This is a genomic window from Paenibacillus mellifer (assembly GCF_023195895.1).
Taxonomy (GTDB): Bacteria; Bacillota; Bacilli; order Paenibacillales; family Paenibacillaceae; genus Fontibacillus; species Fontibacillus mellifer.
The window spans coordinates 449,853-473,439 of the sequence record NZ_JALPRK010000001.1; the positions used below are offsets into that span (position 1 = coordinate 449,853).

General features: G+C 52.1%; 20 protein-coding genes. 8 read left to right on the plus strand and 12 right to left on the minus strand.

Translation table 11 applies throughout. The features are described 5' to 3' along the window. Window positions 1–18 precede the first annotated feature (18 nt). A complete protein-coding gene (gene zwf / locus M0651_RS02020) occupies window positions 19–1,548 on the minus strand; it encodes a glucose-6-phosphate dehydrogenase (protein ID WP_248550167.1) in 1,530 nt (509 codons plus the stop codon). 186 nt (window positions 1,549–1,734) lie between these two features. On the opposite strand from zwf, the gene M0651_RS02025 reads away from it, so the two are divergent. Beyond that, window positions 1,735–2,613, plus strand: a complete 879-nt coding sequence (locus M0651_RS02025; protein ID WP_248550168.1) for a LysR family transcriptional regulator — start codon at window positions 1,735–1,737, stop codon at window positions 2,611–2,613. A gap of 74 nt (window positions 2,614–2,687) precedes the next feature. On the opposite strand, the gene M0651_RS02030 is transcribed toward M0651_RS02025, so the two are convergent. Then, window positions 2,688–3,116, minus strand: a complete 429-nt coding sequence (locus M0651_RS02030; protein WP_248550169.1) for a MarR family winged helix-turn-helix transcriptional regulator — start codon at window positions 3,114–3,116, stop codon at window positions 2,688–2,690. Between the two features lie 149 nt (window positions 3,117–3,265). On the opposite strand from M0651_RS02030, the gene M0651_RS02035 reads away from it, so the two are divergent. Beyond that, window positions 3,266–3,766, plus strand: coding sequence for a CarD family transcriptional regulator (locus M0651_RS02035; protein ID WP_248550170.1), 501 nt, complete (start codon window positions 3,266–3,268; stop codon window positions 3,764–3,766). Between the two features lie 42 nt (window positions 3,767–3,808). Here the strand turns inward: M0651_RS02035 and M0651_RS02040 are convergent, their stop codons facing one another. The 10 genes from M0651_RS02040 to M0651_RS02085 all read right to left on the minus strand — a co-directional run bounded on the left by M0651_RS02040 (window position 3,809) and on the right by M0651_RS02085 (window position 15,062). Beyond that, entirely contained in the window at window positions 3,809–4,666 is an 858-nt protein-coding gene (locus tag M0651_RS02040) for a spermine/spermidine synthase domain-containing protein (RefSeq protein WP_248550171.1), read from the minus strand. A gap of 25 nt (window positions 4,667–4,691) precedes the next feature. Next, window positions 4,692–6,356: a sigma factor-like helix-turn-helix DNA-binding protein gene (locus tag M0651_RS02045; RefSeq protein ID WP_248550172.1), complete on the minus strand. Its 1,665-nt coding sequence runs from the start codon at window positions 6,354–6,356 to the stop codon at window positions 4,692–4,694. A gap of 44 nt (window positions 6,357–6,400) precedes the next feature. Beyond that, the gene (locus M0651_RS02050; protein ID WP_248550173.1) at window positions 6,401–6,955 is read right to left on the minus strand and encodes a DUF4256 domain-containing protein; all 555 of its coding nucleotides are present in this window, start codon (window positions 6,953–6,955) and stop codon (window positions 6,401–6,403) included. Window positions 6,956–6,990: 35 nt separating this feature from the next. Further along, a complete protein-coding gene (locus M0651_RS02055) occupies window positions 6,991–8,160 on the minus strand; it encodes a DUF4317 domain-containing protein (RefSeq protein ID WP_248550174.1) in 1,170 nt (389 codons plus the stop codon). Window positions 8,161–8,600: 440 nt separating this feature from the next. Beyond that, on the minus strand, window positions 8,601–9,350 hold the full coding sequence (locus M0651_RS02060; RefSeq protein WP_248550175.1) for a GNAT family N-acetyltransferase: 750 nt from the start codon (window positions 9,348–9,350) through the stop codon (window positions 8,601–8,603). A 19-nt stretch (window positions 9,351–9,369) separates the two neighbouring features. Beyond that, on the minus strand, window positions 9,370–10,815 hold the full coding sequence (gene rlmD / locus M0651_RS02065; protein WP_248550176.1) for a 23S rRNA (uracil(1939)-C(5))-methyltransferase RlmD: 1,446 nt from the start codon (window positions 10,813–10,815) through the stop codon (window positions 9,370–9,372). A 94-nt stretch (window positions 10,816–10,909) separates the two neighbouring features. After that, window positions 10,910–11,095 (minus strand): CLC_0170 family protein, encoded by a 186-nt coding sequence (locus M0651_RS02070; RefSeq protein ID WP_248550177.1) that lies wholly within the window; start codon window positions 11,093–11,095, stop codon window positions 10,910–10,912. A gap of 11 nt (window positions 11,096–11,106) precedes the next feature. Then, window positions 11,107–12,330: a Ger(x)C family spore germination protein gene (locus M0651_RS02075; RefSeq protein ID WP_248550178.1), complete on the minus strand. Its 1,224-nt coding sequence runs from the start codon at window positions 12,328–12,330 to the stop codon at window positions 11,107–11,109. Beyond that, window positions 12,323–13,420 carry a GerAB/ArcD/ProY family transporter gene (locus tag M0651_RS02080; RefSeq protein WP_248550179.1) on the minus strand — a complete coding sequence of 366 codons (1,098 nt, stop codon included), beginning with the start codon at window positions 13,418–13,420 and terminating at the stop codon, window positions 12,323–12,325. Before M0651_RS02080 ends, M0651_RS02075 begins: the two co-directional genes overlap by 8 nt. Beyond that, complete coding sequence (locus tag M0651_RS02085; RefSeq protein WP_248550180.1) at window positions 13,368–15,062, minus strand: spore germination protein; 1,695 nt, start codon at window positions 15,060–15,062, stop codon at window positions 13,368–13,370. Before M0651_RS02085 ends, M0651_RS02080 begins: the two co-directional genes overlap by 53 nt. A 185-nt stretch (window positions 15,063–15,247) precedes the next feature. Here M0651_RS02085 and recQ point away from each other — a divergent pair, with 185 nt between their 5' ends. The 6 genes from recQ (at window position 15,248) to M0651_RS02115 (ending at window position 23,543) form a co-directional block, all read left to right on the plus strand. Beyond that, on the plus strand, window positions 15,248–17,080 hold the full coding sequence (gene recQ, locus M0651_RS02090) for a DNA helicase RecQ (RefSeq protein ID WP_248550181.1): 1,833 nt from the start codon (window positions 15,248–15,250) through the stop codon (window positions 17,078–17,080). A gap of 12 nt (window positions 17,081–17,092) precedes the next feature. Beyond that, window positions 17,093–18,904, plus strand: a complete 1,812-nt coding sequence (locus tag M0651_RS02095; protein WP_248550182.1) for a B12-binding domain-containing radical SAM protein — start codon at window positions 17,093–17,095, stop codon at window positions 18,902–18,904. A 15-nt stretch (window positions 18,905–18,919) separates the two neighbouring features. After that, window positions 18,920–19,636 carry a response regulator transcription factor gene (locus M0651_RS02100; RefSeq protein ID WP_248550183.1) on the plus strand — a complete coding sequence of 239 codons (717 nt, stop codon included), beginning with the start codon at window positions 18,920–18,922 and terminating at the stop codon, window positions 19,634–19,636. Next, window positions 19,633–20,640 carry a sensor histidine kinase gene (locus M0651_RS02105; RefSeq protein WP_248550184.1) on the plus strand — a complete coding sequence of 336 codons (1,008 nt, stop codon included), beginning with the start codon at window positions 19,633–19,635 and terminating at the stop codon, window positions 20,638–20,640. The genes M0651_RS02100 and M0651_RS02105 overlap by 4 nt, the downstream gene beginning before the upstream one ends. Window positions 20,641–20,848: 208 nt before the next feature. Further along, a complete protein-coding gene (locus tag M0651_RS02110; protein ID WP_248550185.1) occupies window positions 20,849–21,619 on the plus strand; it encodes an ABC transporter ATP-binding protein in 771 nt (256 codons plus the stop codon). Then, window positions 21,594–23,543 carry an FtsX-like permease family protein gene (locus tag M0651_RS02115; RefSeq protein WP_248550186.1) on the plus strand — a complete coding sequence of 650 codons (1,950 nt, stop codon included), beginning with the start codon at window positions 21,594–21,596 and terminating at the stop codon, window positions 23,541–23,543. The genes M0651_RS02110 and M0651_RS02115 overlap by 26 nt, the downstream gene beginning before the upstream one ends. The last annotated feature ends 44 nt before the right edge of the window (window positions 23,544–23,587 follow it).

Sequence of the window (23,587 nt, forward strand, 5' to 3'; positions counted from 1 at the left end):
AAGCTCGGTCATCCCCCGTTATTTGATGGACATGGGTTCCTGTACCGACGGTGTACCTGTTTGAACTTTTGCGGATGCAGCTTCGCTTTCTTGATCGAACCACCACTCGAAGCCGTCTTTGGCAAGCAGCTCCTGCGCGGCCTTCGGGCCAAAGCTGCCCGCAGGATAAGCATGTAATGGAACATCATTCGCCGCATAGGCGTCCAGGATTGGTTGCACCCATTTCCAGGATAACTCCACTTCGTCCCAATGGGCGAAGAAGGATGAATCGCCGCGGAGTGCGTCGTAAATCAGGTTCTCGTAAGCTTCAGGAACTTCGCTGCCGCTCTTGTGAGAACCGATCAGGACCTTCGTGAGATCCTGCTGCTGCGCTTCGCCTTCCGTATTCAGGCGCAGGTAAATGCCTTCATTCGGGCTGATTTCGAACACGAGCAAGTTCGGTGCGCTGTTGTTGGCCGCAGCGATTTGCTTAATCGGCTCCCGGAATTCGATGACGATCCGCGTCGCTTTCTCCTTCATGCGTTTGCCGGTGCGGATATAAAACGGAATCCCCCGCCAGAAATCATCTTCGATTTGCAGTTTAGCGGCGATAAACGTGTCATTATGGGAATCCTGCGGGATTCCGGCTTCGTCTTTGTAGCCAACAACCGGCTTCCCTTGAATCGACCCGCTTCTATATTGACCGCGGACAACCTGGGTTGCGACGTCTTGACGCAGCAATGGCTCCAAGGATTGCATGACGTGTTTCTTCTTATTGCGCACTTGCTCCGAATCGTCACCTTTTGGCAGGTGTCCGGCTAACATCATCAACAATTGCAGCATATGATTTTGGAACATGTCGCGTAACGCCCCGGAATGGTCGTAATAACCGGCTCTTTCTTCGACGCCGACCGTTTCGCTGGCCGTGATTTGCACGTTAGCGATATAACGGTTGTTCCAGGAAGCTTGGAGCACCGGATTCGTCTGTTGCAGAAGCTGGAGCTTCTGTACCATCGGCTTGCCGAGGTAGTGGTCGATGCGGAATATTTCCTCTTCGGTAAAAGCTTTGCTAAGCTGCGCGTTGAAATCCCGGGCGGATTGCAAATCACGGCCAAACGGTTTTTCGATCACAAGACGTTTCCAGCCTTTCGTATCGCCAAGCCCGCTTTCCTCAATATGGGAGGCGATCGTTTCGAACAGCTCTGGACCTACCGACAAATAAAATAGCCGGTTCGGAGCTATTCCTGCGGTTCGTTCGCCTTCTTCGACTCGTTGCAGCAGGCTCTGATAATCTTCCTTACGGTCGACGTTCAGCACATGATAGCGGAAGAAGCTGAGGAATTGGTTCACAGCCTCCGCATTGCTGGCTTCCCGCCGGGAAAAGCTGTGCAGAGACCGCTCGATGTTTGCCTTAAAAGTCTCGTCGGACCATTCTCTGCGGCCCAAGCCGATCACGGAAAAAACATCCGGCAGCTTTCCATCCAAAAACAAGTTAAACAGGGCAGGGTAAATTTTGCGTTTCGCTAAATCCCCGGTTGCCCCAAACAATACAAACGTATTGGCATCCATCCAGGTTCTCTCCTCTCGGCATAGCTTTTCATCTATGTGTTCATGGGAGGGCGCCTCCGTTTTGATTCCGGGGTAACCGCCTAAATCCCATCTCTAAGCTATGGATTATTTTGACTGACTCCACTATAATACGAATATCGTCATAGGTGAAATTAATATATTTGACAGGAGCTATAGACTGTATTTATGACAAACAATTATGAATTATATAAAGTGTTTTATTGGGCGGCTAAAACCGGCAGTCTGACTCAGGCAGCTAATGCGTTGTTCCTGACGCAACCGAGCGTCAGCCATGCTATCAAGCAGTTGGAAGAAAGCTTTGGTCTCACGTTGTTCTACCGAAACTCCAAAGGGGTGTCGCTAACGCAGGAAGGCGCGCTCTTATACTCCTATATCGAGCAATCGCAGATCCTCATCTCCCTTGCGGAGAAAAAAATGGCGGAGCTCAAAAACCTCGATACCGGAGTATTGCGGATTGGCGGCAGCGACTCGTTATTCAAGCACTACTTGCTACCGTATATAGAGGGATTTCACCATCGTTATCCGGACGTCGGGATTCAGCTGCTTCACGGCACGACGCCGGAAATCATGGGTTACTTGAAGGAGGGGAAAATCGACCTTGGCGTCGCCCGGATGCCAATCGTTGATTCCCATATCGAGGTGCGAGAAGGGATTCAACTGCAAGATTGCTTCGTGGCCGGTTGCGCGTACGCCGATCTCAAGGATAAAGTCATCCCGCTGGCTGAACTGCTGGAGCATCCGCTCGTCTTGTTCTCGCGGAATAGCCGGGCTCGCATGGCGATCACCGAATTGTTCCAGGAGTACGGGTACGAGTTGAAGCCGGAAATCGAGGTGGGCAGCGTTGACCTGTTGATCGAATTGGCGCGCAAAGGGCTGGGAGTGTCGTATGTAGCTCGGGAATTCGTGTCGAAGGAGCTGGAAGAGGGCTCGTTGTTTGAAATCCGGCTGGACGTGGAGCTGCCGCCGTCGCAAGTAGGGATCATGAATATGCGTAATATGCCGCTTACGAGTGCGGCCCAGAAGTTCATCGAGGAATTTCGGTAAAACGGGTTTATCGGGAGGTAACTATCAGGAAGGAGGGAGGCGCCCCCTCCTTCCTGATAGTACTCATGCCTCGTTCAAAGTTCCCAATCTGCTTGGAGCAGCTTTTTCAACAAGGCGACCTGTTCGGCTCCGAGAGCATCCGAAATTCTTTGCTCCAGCGATGCCTTTATTAAGGTGTTCTTCTCATAACTGCTCTCGCCTAACGGCGTTAACCTGAGACATTTCTCCTTATTATTGTTCTGGGCTTTGGTAATCTCGACCAGCCCTTTTGATTCCAAACTTTTGATGAATTTGTGGGTAGCCTGCCGTGAAATATCGACTTGCCTGGTCACCTGCGAGATGGTCGGAGTTCTTTTATAAATCCTTGCCATAATAAACCACTCTGAATTCGAAATGTAGATAACATGACGTTCGTTCCACAACTGCTCGCAGATGGAGCGAAGCTGGACATGACGTTCGCTTAACAGGTCGATCAGATTCAATTCCTCGAATTCAAGGTACACTCTGCTCCTCCATTCCGTTCCTGGTCCTATTTCTCCTACACTATACAAAGACAACCGTATATTGTCAATTAAGTTGACATTTTGTCGAAAAACGAGTATATTGAGAATAGTCAACTTAGTTGACAAAATAGAGAGGCGGGATCACGACCATGTTTCATGAGGGGGATTTGATCATTTATTCGGTGCATGGCGTCTGCCGCATCGACGAGGTTTGCGTCAAATCGCTAGCCGGTGTTTCCAAGTCTTATTATGAATTGCATCCGCTCAGCAACGAGACCTTGAAAATTAGCACTCCGGTCGATAATGCATCGGTGCTGATGCAGAAATTGATGGGCCCTGAGGAAGCCAAGACATTAATCGATTCATTTCAGGCACCGGGCATTCCATGGATTGATAACAATAATGAACGGCATCACCGCTATTCCGCGATCGTTAAAACGGGGGACCGAAAAGAGATTAGGAAAGTCGTCAGTACGTTGATGCGAAAGAAACAATGGGCCGAGCTGAATCATAAGAAGCTGGGCAACCAGGATAACCAACTGCTGCTCGGAATCCAGAACATCCTGTTCAATGAGATGGCCATCGCCTTGAATATCACTTACGAAGACGTGATGAGCGAAGTGCAGGAGAAGGTTGCCTTGAATTTATAAATATAGAAGAAGAGAGGCGCAATCGCGCCTCTCTTCTTTGTCCTATAAATAACATTGGATCGACTTTTCGATCCAATATGAGAACGGAGTTCCCGGATGCTGGCTTTCGACCTGCTTCATCTGAAGATACAGGGCGATCCCGTCGGAAACGTCATGCCATAAATCAGTGAACACGTAATCGTAAGAGTTCGTCCCTAGTAGAGTGCGAGCGAAATCAAAAGCGTCGGCATGGATGATGCGGATCTTCTCTCGATGTCTGAATTGAGGCAGGATGTACTGTGAAAACAGATGAATGACGTCCTCGTTGATCTCTACAATCGTGACGTTGTCGACGTTTTCCTTTTCCGACACCATATAGGCATAATAACCGAGACCTAACCCAAACGTGAGAACGCGGCCGAAGGCTCCGGCTATGGGTTCCTTCATCGTTTCGATTTCATTAGGCGTAATTGTCATCCAGATGCGGCCTTGTTCCAACACTGCCGGATACCTAAATTCAGATGTAAAAAATCCGATTTGCGGGATCTGACTACCGTCCGGCGTAAACAGGATATCATTGCAGACGAATCCTTCATAGGGTTGGTAGGTCTCGTATTTAAGTTCGCTAGCGCCGATGCGCGCTTCAGGGAACCGAATATTGCGATAATAAGGGTCTTGTGCGTAATCGTCCGGATTGAGCTGATGGATCATGTGATGAAAATACGTGTTGAAAGTCGCCTTGTCCTGGGTATGGCCGGCGATATCCAGCCCAAACTTGGCAGCAAGCAGAAGCTTAAACGCGTATTCGGCCGTGACGCCGCTTTGCATGACCTCGGCGATTTCCGACGATTGGATCAGATCGGGCGCATGGTTCAGGTAACTGCTCATGAGCGCGAATAGTTTGTGAGTAGCTTCATTCATCTCGATCTCGATTCTCCTGTCAGTTTCACTTAAACCAAATAACCGGAAAGCTGTAATGTTCAATCAAATCAGAGCAATGCCGCCTGATCACCCCATATAGCACCTGTTCATTGGGAATCCCTGCTTGCTGCAGCCTCAAGGATTCTATGGCGAAGAAGTCCTGCATCGAGCGCGCACTCCTCTTATTGAACCGGTCATTCACCTGTTCAATTATCTCCCGAAGGAGCACTAAATCAACCTGAACATAGCTATGATGGATATATGTGCAGCGACTCCACAAATATGCAGTTGCCCTGAACTCATCGCGTTGCAATACGGAGAGCAATTCACGTACCGATTCAAACTGGCCACCCGATAGTCCATTGGCCATTGTCAACAGCTGAGTCGAATGTTTATGAACCTCCACACCTTCCGGAAAAGCTCGAAGCACCATTTCGACGATATCATATTTGCGGCTGTTTGCGAGAATATAGCCAAAGGTTCCAGCCTGCCTCAAAGTATCCCTGGCTATGAGCATTACGACCTGCTCGGGAAGGGCGTGGTTGGCTCCATATTCCTTGCAATCGTCCGTTAGCATGGAAGACGTGACGACAACACCCGTATACCGTCGTTGCAACCACGCTATAATCTCCTTGAAAGTTAAATCGATCTGGTGGCGGGAGTCCGTTGTCCAATACGTTAACTCTTCGATATAAATGAGTTGATTCAAAGAGAGGACTTGTTCGATAACGCTATGGGCAAAATTACATTCTGGATGAAACGGATAGCAGAAATAACGCCTCTCCCCGCAAGCTACCTGCAGCATGTGCGTTAAATCCGATACATCCGCTTGAAGACGTTTCAGCTTCCTCACAATGATCTGTCTGACCCGTTCCCGCGAGATTCCAAACGCGGCTCCGGTTTCCTCCAGCGTGGCAATCTTGCCGTCCGTTTGGTTTCTCCAGCGGTAGTATAACATCTGGATCGCTCGGTCGGTTGAATGCTCCGCTGCTTCGGGCCCGGTCCAATCGGCCCATTTTGCTTCTAGTCGCCGGAGCATCTTCGTGACGCGTTCTTCTTCCGTTAACCTCATCAGGGCTTGTTCGCTTCGGTGGGCCGCTTGTTCTCTTTCATAGTGCTGCCGGTGGGATACAAGCTCATGTTTGAGCTGCTCCCAAAATTTCGTCACCATCTTGTGACCAACGCTCTTATATTGCTGCAACTCTTCAAATGAAGCCGGGAGATTCCCCACCGTCCGAATTCCCCGTTGCTCCAGTTTTTCCGTGAGCTTTGGTGTCTTCGTAAACGTTGAAGGCTCGAGCTCTAGTAGGAAAGCTTGCTCCCCAATGTTTAACCGTTCTCCCTGCCAGATGATATATCCGGTTTGATGAACGAGTGGCCGTTCCGCTATTCTGTCCAGAGCTCCCCCCGAAGGCTGATCCCCTAACGAGAGCAGATCTTCAAGCTGAACGAGAAACTTCGATATAGCGACCGAACCGACGGCTGGAAGTTTCAATAACGCTTCCAGCGTGCTCGGCAGCTGTCCCACCGTATCTACACCTCGATTTCGCAGTTCACTCAACAGCTTCGGTGTCTTTGAAAAACGTTCTGGGTGAAGTGCTATCGAACAATGTTCACTTGAAATTTCTATGCATTTCTCCTGCCAGATGACGTTGCCTGATTGTTGTACGGTCACGTCGGATTCTCCCATGATGCTCGACTCCTCTTGTTGACTTTCCAGTTTCGCAGTGAACTTCACACCCTCAACGAGCCGCGGAATCCCCTAACACCATAGTAGGATTCTGCTCCGTTATGGTAGACGAACACCGTATCGTAACGGCGGTCACAGAAGAGGGCGCCGCCGAGTTTACGGATCGGGGCCGGCGTTTGGACCCAACTCGATGTTTTCGTATCGAAATTTCCAAGCTTCTGAAGGCCCCGGTATTGCTCTTCCGTTAACAGCTCAATGCCCATGGCTTTCGCCATATTCATCGCGCTGTTTTCCGGTTTATGCTGCTTTCTCAATTCCAGCGCTTCATGATCGTAGCAAATGCTTCTCCGGCCTTTCGGCGTTTCCGCGGAACAGTCGACGAACAGGTATACGCTGGTTTCGCCGTCATAACCTACCACATCGGGTTCGCCGCCGGTTCGTTCCATTTCATGGAGCGACCATAACTTCTTGGGCTGAGCCTTCAGCTTCGCTTGGACATGAATCCATTCGAACCCGGGATGGCGGGTCATATTATTCTCGAAACGGGCTTTTAAAACTTGGAGCAGTTCTTCAAGTTGTTCGGGCGATATATTATCCATCATGAAGCCTCCTTAGAGTTATTGATGCTTAACCCCTATAGTTCTTCCGTATTGAGCGTAAAGCCCTCAATCACTGCGTCCTCGTCCACCTCGATCAAGATGCATCGTTTACCGTGATAATTAACTTGTTTCACGTATCTTAAATCCTGCGGGCTAACCGAAATCGTAGCCACCTTCGTATCGATCTTGATCGATTTCGAAGTGAACTTCGGCACGACGCTGCTCGCTTTGATCTCATAATTCTTGTCGTCGATGACCGTTTGGTAGGCAAGCTCAACCCTTTCCGTAGTTACGTTCTCTACGCCGCTGGCCGTCAGTACGCGCTCTACATCTTTATAATCCAGCTTCGGCGGTTCTTCCTCTTCATGGGTTTCGATGACCTGCTGAATTTCCTCGTATACGCTCGCAATCGTGGAGGCGTCAAGTTGATCGCCCGCAATTTCCTTGACGATATCCTCGAAGATCGCTCTCTCCTCTAGCGCGGTTACCGTCTTCTCGGCATTCAGGACTTGATCGATAAAATGCTGATTCGGATCGTTTACTTTGCCCGCGCAATACAGCACCCGATTCACATCGGAGAAACCGTCCGTTACGCTAGGGTAGAAGAAGCCTTGCTCCGGCGAACGCAGCTTGATGATCGGATCGACGATGACATTGTATTTGAACTCGCGTTCGACATAGTCAAACATGAGTGTTTTGCGCTGCGGTTCCGTGGAATTGATGCTGCATAAAATAAACGGATTCGCGAACATCTCATCGTTTTCGCTCTCTTCGGCTTCCTCGTTACGTTCCTTGGTTGGCTTGTAGTATTGTCCGCGAACGAAGGTGATCACCGTGTCCCGTTCATACTTCGTATCCTCCAGCATTTTCTCCACGAGCAGAAGCATTAAATCATGCCATTCCTCGGTATCCCCGGTGACCAGGGCTTGATGGAGAAGCGTCTGCGACGGCTTGTCCGATTCCGGCTGCTCCTGGAACTTTAACTCGAACAGCTTCTGATCCAAATCACCGGCCAGCAGCTTCTTGAAATTGCCCATGTGCAGCTCCTGCTTCTCCCGTTCCAAGAGCTCAAACGGCGTGCGTTCAAAATGATAGATTTCATTCGTTTCCTTCATAATATAGACGTTAAGAATGTCGTAAATACTAAGTCTTTCGTGATCCAACTTGAACTGTTTGCGGATATAAGCGACTTCTTTCTTTATCAAGATAATTCCCCTTTGCAAAAATTCAATATTTGCATTGTACTACAATGCTCGTCACCTGTCATGAGACGCAAATACGAAAAAGATCCAAACTGTTAAAGAGGATCGGCCAAAGCCAAAACTCTTTTGGCAGTATGGATCTGTGTGACTGAACCAAAGATCAGACGGGTGTATTTCTTGAGCCGGGCGAAGTTGGTTTACAGCTTCCTTAATTCATCTAAAATCTCCTCCGGGTCCCAGCGCTTTCATAAAATCCGGGTTCACGTACGCGGAGGATGACGCCGGACTCGTCAATCATGAAGGTGGAAGGGATGGGGAGGACCCAACGATCGGTCGCGTTGTGTTCGGCTAGAGGAAGCGTATTTAAGGTTACGTTACTCCGAGGCAATTCATCCATTGGAATCGCAGAAAGAATGGTAGTGTATCATGGCTAAACGGCTGGGTCAGCTCTTCAATATCTTTTCTAGCGTGCCCACATCAAGCAGGTTTACGGTAACAAATTTCCCTTTGTAAAATGCACCCCAGTTATTAAAAACACCGGGTAACTCTTTTGCTTTTTCCAGCGAGTTGATCTGAATCATTGATGCTGAAACCTTATGATCACTACAGTACTGCTTAATATCTTCAATCTTCTGAAGGATAAACGGACACTGCATACTGTAATAAATCGTCAGTTCCTGGTTCTCGATCTGTTGTTTTCTTGCTTTATCTGTAAACTTCGGTAGGGTCCCGTCAAATGAAAGTGCCAATAATTCATACCCGTCTTCTGTAGTGTCCACCGATTCAAACCCGTACTTTTTAGCAAAAGACTGATTGGAAAGCCAGTTCTTCTGCTTTTTTGCGCCAAGCATACAAACACCGGACATCCCTTTTTCTTTTGCATCTAAAATGCAATCATCCATCAGTGCTTTCGCGTAACCTTTTCCTTTATAATCACCTGAGACCCATAAGCAATAAATATAATAATAGTTATTGCCTACCACGGGAGTCCACGCTGATTTTAAGGGTGCGTACTCAATAAAACAGCAGCCCTTCGCGTTTAGCTTTCTAAACACATGACCTTCCTTCAATTGCTCTGCAAGCCATGCTCTTTTCGCTTCAACCCCTGGATGAGGCTTCTTACTTCTTATGATGCAACATAAATGTTCATCAACCAGGTTCTCCTGCGTTAAATTAATAAACTCCTCCGGCATGCATTCATGCCTCCGTCATTTATTTTTTTGACATCAAAACAACCGTCTCCACATGGGCCGTCTGCGGGAACATGTCCACCGGCTGTACCCACTCCAGCGCATAACCGCCGTCCAGGAGCGCCTTGCAATCCTTCGCCAGCGTGGACGGGTTGCAGGAGACGTAGACGAAGCGCTTGGGTTTCGTCTTCAGTACCGCTTCAAGGAAGCGGGGATCCAGCCCGGTGCGCGGCGGGTCGGCGACAATCACGTCCGGTGCGAAGCCGGACTTCACCCAGCGGGGGAGAAGCTCCTCGGCGTAACCGGAGTAAAACGCAGCGTTATTCCGTCCGTTACGGGCGGCGTTCGCCTTGGCGTCCTCCACGGCCTCGGGAATCGATTCGATGCCGCGGACTTCCTTGGCATAAGGCGCTAGCCACAGGCCGATCGTGCCGGTGCCGCAGTATGCGTCGACGACCGTTTCCCGGCTCGTTAATCCAGCGGCCGCACGTACAGATTCATACAGCTTGACCGTCTGCAGCGGGTTCAGCTGGAAGAAGGCGCGAGGGGATAAGGTGAATTCCAGATCGCCCAGCGATTCCTGTATACCGTCCGCTCCCCACAGAATTTCCGTCCGGTTGCCAAAGACGAGCGAGGTGTTTTTCGGGTTTACGTTCATGGCAATACTGGTCAGCACCGGCATAGCGAGCCGCAGCTCTTTGACCAGTTCCTCCCGGCGCGGCAGCTTGTCGCTTGCGGTCACGAGTGTGACCTGCAATTGGTTGGATTGAAAGCCAACACGGACGACAATCGTACGGACAAGGCCTTGATTGCCTTTCTCCTTGTATACCGGAATACCTAGTCGTTGCAGCACGTTCCGCGTCTTGTCCACTACTTCGTTTACCTTCGGGTGCTGGATCGGGCAGCCGGTAATATCGATCAGCTTATGGGAGTCGGCGGCATACAAGCCGGCGATCATTCCTTCCTGGGCCATGCCTAATTGTAGCTGCGCTTTGTTACGGTAACCCCAAGGGTGATCCATGCCCAGCATCGGTTTGAGGCGCACCTCTTGCAGGCCGGCATAACGCGCAAACGCTTCGCGGATGATCTCCTCTTTGCCGGCTAACTGCCCCTCGTAGGACAGATGTTGGATCTGGCAGCCGCCGCAGATGCCAAACACTGGGCATGGCGCATCCACCCGATGCGGAGAACGTTTTTCGATCTCCCGAATCGCGGCGGCGATATATTTATGTTCAACGCGGGTAACTTCCGCTTTAATGACCTCGCCGGGAATTCCACCTTCGACGAATACGGCCTTCCGCCGGTAATAGCCGACGCCTTCTCCGTTAATGCCAAGCCGCTTGATCGTTACGACAATGCGGTCGCCCGATCGTACCTCATCGGCCTGCTCCCGTTTAGCGATGGACGGCTTCGATTGGGGCTGCTGCTTTTTGTCCGAGCGGTTGCCGGAGTATTTGCGTTCTTTCATCTATCCCGATTCTCCATCCTACTGAAGTTTGTACTAGACTCAATATACCATGCGCAACCCGCCGACACCATCACCCGCCCGTGTTGATAGACTCTTATTGCATCAGCAGGCTCATCAGGAAACTAACGATTGCCAAGGAGAGCTGGGCCCATCCGAAGATCCTCGCGTATTTTTGTTCTTTTGGCATCTGCCGAACCTTATAAACCCTGTGATCTACCAAGAGCAGGACAAGCCCGGAGAAGAGAGAAAGGGCAGAGGTATAAGCGAGGACACGATACATAACAACACCTCCTATTTTGCTTTTAAGCCGGTTCGACGGATCGAAATGGCTAGTTTAATGGAGATCGGAATATCCGCATACATTTGCTCCCAATCGCTTTTTTGGCGAATGTTGCTCTTCCAGAATCCAGGATGATAAGCCCTCACATATTCACCAAAGCCAAAAATGTCGGAACGGTGGCGCTGCGTTTGTTCGCAGAACATTTGGATTAACTTCGTCGCATTATGTTCAAACGCTTCTTCGATGACGTCGATGTCCGTCTCAGAGCTGACATTCCGTCCTGAATCAAAATGCTCGTCCAATACCCCTTCGACATGAATCTTGAGATTCACTTGGGGTTTACCCCCAGCGATGCGAATATCGGTTTTTGCATGCCGTTCCGTGATCTTGATCATGACGTAACCGAGGTCGGGTACTCGGATCAAAGCGGAATAACCTCCGGGATTGTATCCTTTGACCGCCATATAAGCCCCGATATCAACGGCCGTGCTGGTTCCGGCAAGACGTCCTCCGCTGAAGTAAGCCAACCCCTTAATGAGAATGTTCTCCTTGCCTTGGATCGTGACGTAAGGCAGATATCCGTCTTGCCCCCAGTTCGATTCCTCGATCCAAAACTCGCCTATATAGTTAGGAGGGAATTTTCCCATCATGATGGATTTCTCGACCATTGCCTGAAGATATAGCGTAGGCACACGCTCGAGCGGGGGAGCCACCTTCATGAGCTTCGCCGCTTCGGTCTCGGAGACAAGCAGCCACGTACGGCGACGGACTTCTGGATTACGGCGTAAAAAGTCGTTGAGTTCGTCCAGCCCGTCTTCAGCGATGCCCTTGCTAATCACGATCACTCGCAAATGGATGAGGTAACGGGGATCGGCAATTTGCTGCTGCAAATTGTTCAGCGCCTCGTCCAGACTATGCCCATATACATGAACAACCCACACCGGGCTTTCTCCATCGCCGCCGCTCCCCGCGCCGCCGTTGCTTGGACCGAGGGGGACTCGACCGGGGACTGCGATTTGGGCGGTTACCCGGAGCATCTTCTTCGGTAAGGGTTCATTCTTCTGATGGGAAACGACCGGTTCCAGCTTCGCAGTATCGGGAGGAGCCTCATCGATGGCTAAGCCAAGCACCAGGGCACGATTTTCAATTTCAACCTGATCCCAGCAGCCGGTCAAGTGAAGCGCCAGAGTCATGCTCAGTAAGCCCAGTACCCAACGAACCTGTTTTTTACTCATGCGGCTGCCCGCCCTTTCGTCTGATCACGGCAACGATCCACAGAAGCAGAGCGTAGCCGGTCAGGAAGAGATACCCGGTCCCGTCGGCGATTCGAGAGAATTTGTACAGCTGGAGCTGATCCTGTGGAAGTAAGGAAACGGCAAACAATAAAGGGATCAGCAAGGTAGTCACAAGGCGATGGTCTTGTAGCTGAAACATATGACTTAATGAAAGAGAAGTTAGAAAATAGGTTGAAAACATGGACGTGTACACATTAATGACCCACATAATAATAAAAATCGCATCCAAACGTTCAATCACATCACCGCCAATTGCAATCGATCGCGCCATTTCCAAGGTGGGATATAACAAATGGAGGGTCTCCTGAACACCGTAAATCCCAATCGTGGACAAAACCAACAGCAGATATAAGCAGGCGCTGACGGTAATGCCCAGCATTGCCGCTTTCATCGCATGACGTGGTTTCTCTGTAATCGGAAGCATAATCGTAATAATGAAGGAGCCCAAATAAAGGGAGGCCGGGGATAGCAATGCCGGTAACCCATTTGGGGTGTCATTGCCGAGCAGGGGCAGCCAATTTAGGAGATGCACGGATTTCATGGACATCATGATGACGAAGAGGAAGGGCAGGATGACAAACGGCCAATAGAACAGGTGGACATAGGTGAATTTAACCGTATCCCTCCGGCAGGATAAGGCGACCAGGACCAAGATCATCAGGATACTGATTTCGATGGGAGTTCTTCGGAAGACGACGGTAGACAACACTTCCCCGAACTGGCGGAATAACATCGCCGATGTGATGAAGAAGCAGGCGAACACAAGAAGGTTAGCGAGCAGGGCAGGGAGCTTTCCAATCACGATCTGACTGTAGCTAAACAACGTCTGATCACTGAATCTTTGGCTGATCCGGGTATACACGAACAAGCTGAAGATGGCGCAGCAGGTGCCCGCAATGGTCATAAGAGGAGCAGCGTTATCGGCCGCTTCGGCGATAATTTTTGGAAAACTCAGAACGTAGGGGCCAAAGATCGTGCTACTGATGACGATGGCCAGCTGAGTTGTGCTGATTTTCTGCGTTTTCTGCATCGGCTTTTTCCTCCGGATCAAAGATCTTATCGATATTCGCTTGGAATGTACCTTCAGCGCGTCGCGTATCATCTAGGGCATGAAGGTAGCTGGGACGTTTCCCCATCCACCACAGGGGAGCCCGGATCAACGTATCCACGAACCCCGCGCGTTTCTTAGCCAGGATGGACTGCAGAAACGGAACGCCAAACGATTCCAGGTACAACATATGATTAATGATGAAAATGCTGCCCAACACGACGCCGTACAATCCGAATAAGCCGGCCAGTATGATCAGCGGGAAACGCAGCATTCGCATGGCGATCGCCGCATTATAGGCGGGAGTTGCAAAGGAGCCGATCGTCGTCAGGGCCACGATCACCACGGTGATCGGGCTCGACAGGCCGGCGGAAACGGCAGCTTGTCCGATCACCAGAACGCCAACGATCGACAACGCGCCGCCGATCATTTGCGGAAGGCGAATCGTCGCTTCTCTCAGGATCTCCATCGAAGCTTCCATAATCAACACCTCCAGCATGGCGGGGAAGGGAACACCAGCGCGTCCGCCGGATATCGCCACGGCAAAATCGGTTGGCAAGAGCTCGGGGTTGTAGGAGATGACGGAGACGTACAAAGACGGAAAAAACACTGAGAAGAGCAAGGCCATCAACCGGACGAGTCGCAGCAGGCTGGCGATCATAAACCGTTCCGAATAGTCGTCAATCGTTTGGAAATATTGGTCGAACAAAGAAGGGGCAATTAACGCGAAGGAGGAACCGTCCACCAGGATGGCAACCCTGCCTTCCAATAAGGCGGCTACCGTCTTGTCCGCCCGTTCCGTGTTTTGGATTTGCGGAAACGGGGAAATCGGCTGATCCTCGATAAACTGTTCGATGTAACCGGCGTCGATGATGCCGTCAATATCGATTTTGGACAGACGTCGCATCACCTCACTTATCAAATCTGGATTGGCGATGCCGTCGATGTAGCAGACGGCCGTCTTCGATTTGGTGCGGGAGCCCAGCTCGCCGGTTTCGATAACTAGATCGGCGGATTGCAGGCGATAACGGATGAGCGATAAGTTCGTCTCCAACTGCTCGATAAATCCGTCGCGCGAACCGCGGATCACCTGCTCCGTCTGAGGCTGCTCGATCGCTCTCTTCTCAACCAATCGGGTATCGAAAGTCATCGCTTCGGCATAGCCGTCGATGAACAACAGCGTTTGCCCCTTCATGAGCTGATCCAAGAGAACGTCCCAATCGGAGCTTCGTTGACCCAGGTTGGCGTGCACCCGCTCTTGGTATACCAGATCAAATAGGTCCACTTGACGATGTAAATCCTCCTCTATTCTTGGCTCAAAGGCAAGAGGCGGAGCCTGCAAAGGAGCAACAATCCCTTCCTGAATCAACTTTGCATCCGTCAGGGATGAGAGGAACAGCAGAGCGGCGCTGCGTCTGCCCATGATCTTCACTCGGCGGACTACCATATCCGAAGAATTTCTTATTCTGTTCTGAATCGAGCGCAAATTATCGTCCAGATCGGTTTCAAGCTGCCCCAGCTCGCTACCCATGCCGGAGGAGGCGTCTGAGGAAGAAGGTGTTTCAATTGGATGTGAGGGATGTTTTTTCTTAAATGCTTCGTAATTGGCTTTCCAATCCAGCATATCCGCCGCCTCCGGTCTTATCGCTTTATTAATAGAGAGTGTTGGTTTTTTTGGAAAAGTTTATGTACCCGCTGCAGCGGTTGCCCATTTCCCCAAACCCCGGTAAACTTAAAAGTGCATAAAGCCGGTCTGTCCCGAAATCCGGGAGGATAACGGCCTAATGGGAAGTTAGGAGAAATGGTGAAATGAGCACGGAAGTACTAACAATGGAACATGCGCAGCAACTGCTGCAAAAATATTACGGTTATCCCGATTTCCGTGAAGGACAGCGGCGGATCGTTGAGAGCGTTCTGACCGGCGCGGACACCTTGGGCATCATGCCAACGGGCGGCGGGAAATCGATCTGTTACCAGATCCCGGCCTTGATGCTGCCAGGTCTAACCTTGGTCGTGTCGCCGTTGATCTCGTTGATGAAGGACCAGGTGGATGCGCTCACGGCGATGGGCGTCTCCGCCGCTTACATCAACAGCACGCTGTCGGGCAAGGAAGTGAACGACCGCATCCGGGCGGCGCGCCGCGGCGAGATTAAGCTGCTGTATGTGGCCCCGGAGCGGCTGGAGCTGGATTGGTTCCGCGAGGAAATGAGCGGGCTCACGATCTCCTGCGTCGCCGTCGACGAAGCGCACTGCGTTTCGCAGTGGGGCCATGACTTCCGGACAAGTTATCTGGCGGTCTCCCCGTTTGTGGAGTCGCTGCCGCAGCGGCCGATCCTGGCGGCCTTCACGGCTACAGCAACGCCGGAGGTCATGGACGACATGGTCCGCCTGTTGCGCCTTGCGGAACCGTCCGTGTTCGTGACCGGCCTTGGCCGGGACAACCTGTCGATGTCGGTGCTGCGCGGTGAGAACAAACGCGAATTTGTCCTGAATTACGCGAACACGCATGCCCACCAGCCCGGCATCGTCTATGCCGCGACACGCAAGGAGGTCGACGACCTGTACGAGCGGCTGCGACGCGCCGGCATTCCTGCCGGCCGTTACCATGCCGGCTTGTCCGACAAGGAGCGTGAGGAGAGCCAGGAGGCTTTTCTCTATGACGACATTCGCGTGATGGTGGCAACGAACGCTTTCGGGATGGGGATCGACAAATCGAACGTTCGTTACGTAATCCACTACAATATGCCGAAGAACATGGAAGCCTACGTACAGGAAGCCGGGCGGGCAGGCCGGGACGGAGAGCCCAGCGAATGTATCCTGCTGTTCAGTCCGCAGGACATCATGACGCAGAAATTTCTGATCGAGCAAAATCCGCAGGAAGGGGATCGCAAGCGCAACGAATATCGCAAGCTGCAGCAGATGATCGAATATTGCTATCAGACCAGCTGCTTGCGGTGGGCGATGCTGGATTATTTCGGCGAAGCTCACGACCACAAGCCTTGCGGGATCTGCAGCTCCTGCCGAGACGAACGGGAGCTCGTTGATATGACCCGCGACGCGCAAATTGTCTTCTCCTGCATCCACCGGATGCGAGAACGATTTGGCGTATCGCTTGTCGCTTCCGTGCTGAAGGGTTCGCAGAACAAGAAAGTGCTGCAGTATGGATTTGACCAGCTGCCAACCTACGGCATGCTGCGAACGCATACGGAGAAGGAAATCTCCGAGCTGATCAACGTATTTGTTGCGGAAGGCTATTTAGCTTTGTCCGAAGGGCAGTACCCGGTTGTCCGGCTGCAGCCGTTGGCGGTCGAGGTGCTGAAGGGTCGCCATCAAGTCATGATGCGCGCGCCGGAGCCGGCGGTCCCATCCAAATCGTCTTCCGGTTCACGGCGCCGCGGGTACGACGAAGGTCCGTCCGCCGTTAATGAGACGGTGTTCGAACAGCTGCGCCTGATCCGCCGCGATTTGGCCGAGAAGGAGCATGTGCCTTCCTACATTATTTTCAACGATGCGACGCTGCGCGAGATGAGTGTCGTCTGTCCGATCCACGAAGCGGATATGCTGAGAATCAAAGGTGTCGGCGAAGTGAAATATCGCAAATATGGAAAGCCGTTTCTGGAGTTTTTTCAAAATATGGAATAGGGTTGTGAGCTTGTGAAAGTCATATTGGCGACGCTTAACGCAAAATTTATCCATACCTCGCTGGCCATCCGGCTGCTTAAGGCCTACAGCGGCAACGAGTTTGACATTGATCTGGCGGAATACACGATCAAGGACCCGGTCATGAACATTGTAGCGGACTTGTTTGGCCGCAAACCCGATGTGATTGGCTTCTCCTGCTATATTTGGAACATCGAAGAGACGATCAAACTGGTCGCGTTACTCAAGAAGGTACTGCCGGAAGTGAAGATCGTATTGGGCGGACCCGAGGTCAGCTATGACACGAAATATTGGATGGAGCGTGCTCCAGAGGTCGACTTTATCGTGATGGGGGATGGTGAGGAGACGTTCCACCATCTGCTGCAGGAACTGTCCGGAGAGCGGAAGTTCCACTTCGTCTTTGGCGCGGCCTACCGCAAAGGTGAAGAGATCGTGCTCAATCCGGGACGGCCGAAGTCCGATTTGAACACGTTACCTTCGCCGCATCGCTTCCCTGAGGATATCCCTAACCTTGGCAAACGTATCGTTTACTTCGAGACGAGTCGCGGTTGCCCGTTCAGCTGCCAGTTTTGCCTCTCGAGCATCGAGGTAGGCGTGCGGTATTACGATATTGAACGGGTGAAGGCGGACATTTTGTACTTGATCGAGCATGGCGCGAAGATCATTAAATTCCTTGACCGTACCTTTAATATTAACCGCAGCTATGCGATGGAAATGTTCGAATTTCTCATTAATAACCATCAGGGCTGTGTCTTCCAGTTCGAGATCACCGCGGATATCATGCGGCCGGAGGTGTTGGATTATTTGGCGGAGAACGCGCCGCCCGGGATCTTCCGTTTCGAAATCGGCGTCCAGTCGACGAATGATCCAACCAATGAGCTGGTGAAGCGCCGCCAGAATTTCACCAAGTTAACCCGGACCGTGACCAAAATCAAAGAGAGCGGCAAAATCGACCAGCATCTCGATTTGATCGCCGGACTGCCGGAAGAGGATTACGCTACGTTCCGCAAGACGTTTAATGACGTGTTCGCCATGCGTCCCGAGGAACTGCAGCTCGGCTTCTTGAAGATGCTGCGCGGGACTGGGCTGCGCAACGACGCGGCCAAATACAACTATGTTTTCATGGACCACGCACCCTATGAAATCCTGGGCAACGATGTGCTGCCGTTTACGGATGTGATCCGGCTGAAACGGCTGGAGGACGTATTGGAGAAATATTGGAATGCTCACCGGATGGACCATACGCTGGAATACCTGGTGACCCATGAATTTGACTCGCCTTTCGATTTCTTCCAAGGGTTCGGCGATTATTGGGAGGAACAAGGCTGGCAGCGCATCGGTCATCAATTGGAGGATTTGTTCTCCCGGCTTCATGTATTTTTGGGCCAACGGTCCTTGAAAGAACCGGAGATAATGTTGGGTCTGATGAAGCTCGACTATCTCTTGGGACACAAGTACAAGCCGCGGAAAATATGGTGGGAGGACCGGATGGACAAAGACCGTCGCAGCGATTATTTCCGGGCGTTGGCAGATACGCCGGCCGCCCTGTCCGAACGGTTCGCGTCATACGGCCTGGACGAACGCGACTTGCAGAAATACGCCTGCATTGAGGAATTGCCGTTCTCGCTAAGCGATGTGTTGACTAGAGAAGACGCGGAGATTTCTTCTGGGCCGTGGACCGCAGAAGGGACGCCGCAAGGAACGCTGTTGGTCGTTCTCTACCAGCAGGAGCCGGATGAGCAACCGGTGTTCTTCCATGCGCCTTTAAGTGCCTGGTCCCTGCAGCACCGTACCCTGGCCAAGTGAGGAGTGCACTGAGGGATGTTTACGATCCTGATCGTTGAAGACGACGCCAAAATGGCCGGGATGTTATCCGGGCATATCGAGAAATATGGTTACCGTGCGGTGCGGGTGAACGACTTCGGCCGGGTGCTGGACGAGTTTCGGGAATCTGCCGCCGATATGGTGCTGCTGGATGTCAATTTACCGAAATATGACGGCTTCTATTGGTGCCGGCAAATCCGTGGGTTATCCACCTGCCCGATCCTGTTCCTCTCTGCGCGTGAAAGCGGGATGGATCAGGTGATGGCGCTCGATAACGGCGCCGACGACTACATCACCAAGCCGTTCTCCTACGAGGTCGTGATGGCCAAGATTCGCAGCCACTTGCGGCGGGCCTATGGCGATTATTCCGCTAAGCAGGAGGAGCGGACCGTAAGTGCGGCGGGTCTAGTCCTTTACCCTGAACGGTTTACCGTGACCAAGGGGGAGACGAACGTGCTGCTGACGCAGAAGGAAGCGGTACTCCTGGAAGCGCTCCTGCAAAAAGCAGGCCGCGTCGTCAGCCGGGAGAAGCTGCTGGATCTGATGTGGCAGGGCCATCATTTTATCGACGACAATACGTTAAACGTATACGTCACCCGCATCCGCAAAAAGCTGAAGGAGTTAGGTATGGAGGAAGCGGTGGAGACGGTACGCGGAGCAGGGTATCTGCTGCAAGCGAATGGACATCTTGACGCCGGGGAGACCTCGGAATGAGGTTGTTTTGGAAGGAACATGTCCCGCTGCTGCTGTTTCTCGTGCCGCAAATTCTGTTGGTTCCTTTCTTATACTGGTTGGCCGGGAACCGCCAGGCCGAAATAGCCGTTTATGCCCTACTGCTTAGCTTTACGTTGCTGCTGTTCTACTTGATCTACCGTTACGTTAGCAACCGGGGGGTGTACCGGCGGATGATGGAACCGCCGCAGACACTGGAGGAGTTGCTGCAGCCGGCGGGGGAAACTCCGCTTGCTTTGGCTTTGCATGAACTGCTCGAGACGGGGTACCGGTTATATGAGTCGGAGTTTTATCGCAACGGCAAGCAACGCGAACAGCAATTAGCCTTTTCGGGCCGTTGGGTTCACCAGATGAAGACGCCGATCTCAGTCATCCAGCTCACGCTGGAGAATGAACGTGAGAAAGAATCGTTTCCGGAATCCGTGCTCGACAGCATTCAGGAGGAGCTTGACCGATTACGCAAGGGGCTGGAGATGGCATTGTACACCTCCCGGCTGGAGCAGTTCGAGCATGATTTTCACGTGGCACCGGTTCCGCTTCTGGATGTGGTGAATGAGGCCGTTGCCGACCACCGCAAGTGGTTTATCCGTAAGGGCGTGTACCCGGACATTCGCATCGGCGAGGAGCTTGAGGTGTATTCCGACAAGAAGTGGCTGACGTTTGTGCTCGGCCAATTAATCACGAACGCGGTGAATTACTCGGCCGGGGTAGGGGACAAGGTGGAGTTTACGGCGTACGTACGCGGCAAGAAGATGGTACTCGACGTTCGCGACTATGGGATCGGCATCTTGAAAGAAGATATTCGCCGTGTCTTCGAGCCTTATTACACGGGACAACGCGGACGGCAATACAGCGAGTCGACCGGGATGGGGCTCTATTTGGTCCATGAGGTGTGCAGCCGCCTGGGGCATCGTGTGGAACTTGCGTCCACGCCGGGACAAGGAACGACAGTAAGCTTACTGTTTGAGCGGCAGCTGCCGTTGTAGAGCGCAGGGGTATCGTTGATCGGTTTCTCAAGGATCAGCGGAACCGCTGTGTTTTTTTGCCCGAACACAACCTTACAAACTTTTAAGATTACATTAAGTTACTTCGATGGCTCCCTACCCGACGATAGGTTAGAGTATTACCATAACCACCCGAGCCGCGGCAATAACCAAGCTCGCCGAAGGCTCCACGAAAGGGGATTCGTAACAAATGGAAATGCTCAAGGTCCAGGGTTTAAACAAGGTATACCCGGGAAAGATTGCGACGCGCGCGCTGCAGGACATAGAGTTGACGATTGAAAAAGGGGAATTCGTCGGGATTATGGGACCCTCTGGCAGCGGGAAAACGACCCTGCTCAATCTGGTCTCGACCATCGATACGCCCAGCTCGGGCGAGGTGCGGATCAACAGGAAGAATCCACATGCCTTGAAACGGAGGGAGCTTGCCGCCTTTCGCCGTCGCGAGCTGGGGTTCGTGTTCCAGGATTTCAATCTGCTGGACACGCTTACTGTCGCGGAGAATATCGTTCTTCCCTTAACGCTGGATTATCGTCCGTTCCGGGAGATGGAGCAGAAGCTGCAGGCGATCGCTCACCGGCTGGGGATCACAGACATTCTCGGCAAACGAACCTATGAAATTTCCGGAGGGCAGCGGCAGCGGGCTGCGATCGCACGCGCAATGATCTCTTCGCCTTCACTGCTGTTGGCTGACGAACCGACGGGCTCGCTGGATTCGAATGCCTCCCGCAACGTCATGGAGCTGCTGGAGACCTTGAATCGCACCGAAGGCACCACGATGATGCTGGTCAGCCATGATCCGCTGGCAGCCAGCTATTGCGATCGAGTTGTGTTCATCAAGGACGGCAGGCTGACGAACGAAATCCACCGGGGTGACAGCAGGCAGGCCTTTTTCCAGAAGATCATCGACATGCTGTCGTACTTGGGAGGGAATGCGCATGAACTTTCTTCAATTCGCGTTTAACAACGTCAAACGCAACGCCCGGGCCTACTTTGCTTATTTCCTGAGCAGCGCGTTTATGGTGATGATCTTTTTCACCTATGCGATGTTTATTTTTCACCCGGATCTGGCAAAGAGTGAAATGGGGCGGATGACGGGGATTGGGATGGAAGTGGCGGAATATATCATTTTCGTGTTTTCTATTCTGTTCGTGTTATTTTCCATCGGCAGTTTCTTGAAGGCGCGCAGTAAGGAGTTTGGCGTGTTGTCGCTGCTGGGAGCGACTACCGGCTCTATTAATCGGCTTGTATTCCTCGAAAACCTGATCATTGGCGTCGGGTCCATCGCTGCGGGCTTGGCTGGGGGGCTTCTACTGTCCAAGCTGTTCCTGCTACTGAGCGTGAAGGTGACGGGGATGAACCGATTGCCGTTCTACATGCCTTGGAAGGCGATGGGATTCACGGCGGTTGCATTCCTCGTTCTGTTTGTGGTGTTGTCGGTATTTACATTGGTCTTCTTTCGGAAAAATCGGGTGATCGAACTGCTCGGCGGCGGTAGCAAGCCGAAGACGGAGCCACGGGTTTCCTGGGTGTTGGCTCTGCTTGGCGTAGCGCTGCTGACCAGTGCGGTGCTGCTTCTGAAGGGCGGAGATGGCCTGGACTTCTCTAAAGTGATGCTGGCAGCCGCAACGGGGATATGGGGGACCTATTTTTTCTATACCCAGGTGACGGTGGCACTCATCCGGCTGCTGAAGCGCAGTCGCCGCCTGTTATGGCGCGGGACCCGGCTCCTTTGGGTGTCTGAAATGGCCTACAAGATCAAAGATAACGCACGGATGTTGTTTATGGTCACCGTTGCCATTTCGCTGGCATGTATGAGCGTTGGCGTCATTCTGGCAGCCAATGCCCAAAATGAGCGGGTTTATACAGACAACCCATTTGCCTTCTCGTACGGCGTCTATGAACAAGAGTTCGTGGAGGCGGACATGGCCTGGATTGATGAGCAGCTGTCCAAACAAGGAGTCCGTTATGAGACCCTCGAGCGGGAGTCGTTCTTTGGCTACATCGGTTCATCGAATTTCTATGTGGATGTCGTTTCACGTTCAGAATATAACAAGGCTGCAGCACTGCTGGGAGCGAAGTCCTTACCGGAGATAGGCAAGGGGCGGGCCATTGCTTATGCCATGGAGGGGTCAGCGGCGGCGAACGTGCTGAAGGGGGAGACGATCCCGTTATCCCTATCGTTTCTGGAGGAGCCCCTGCAGCTCGAGCTGCAGCCAAGCGTGGTTTCGTTGACCGGAACCAACAGCCACACCTCCGTTGTCGTGTTGTCCGACGCTGATTTTGCGGGGTTGAAGAATGGCTTGTCGGCAGAAAATCAGAATCGATTGTATCGCAATATCGATTTCTACATTCCGGCTTGGCAGCAGAAGGGGGCTCCTGGGCTTCAGGACCCCAATATCGTGATCGGGAAGAGCCTGTATTATGGGATGATGAACCGGCTTGAAAACGGAGTGACCGACAATTACATGAGCTCCCGTGGCCGGGCGTATGCGGAAACTCGGGAACAGCTCTCGATGCTGAGTTTCGTTGGGATCTTTATCGCCGCAATTTTCTCGGTGTCCTCCGCCAGCTTTCTGTATTTCAAACTGTACAGCGAGTTGAATCAGGACCGGCGCATGTACCATTCGTTGTCGAAGATTGGGCTGGGAGACCGAGAAATGCGTTATTCCTCCAGTCTGCAAATCGCCTTGCTCTTCTTCATCCCGGTGGTCATCTCGGGGATTCAGACGATGGTTGTCTTGTCTTTGCTAGGGGCCCGATTCCTGCTGGGGGATGTCACCGTTCCGGTGCTGACGGCCACTGGTGCTTTCCTGGCGGCGCAGCTGCTGTACTTTGCGGTAGTTCGCTCGCGGTATGTGGTGCAATTAAAACGGGTAATGGTATAAAATACAGAGAAAAAAGCGAGCCTGCGACCGGGTCTCCTCTTCTA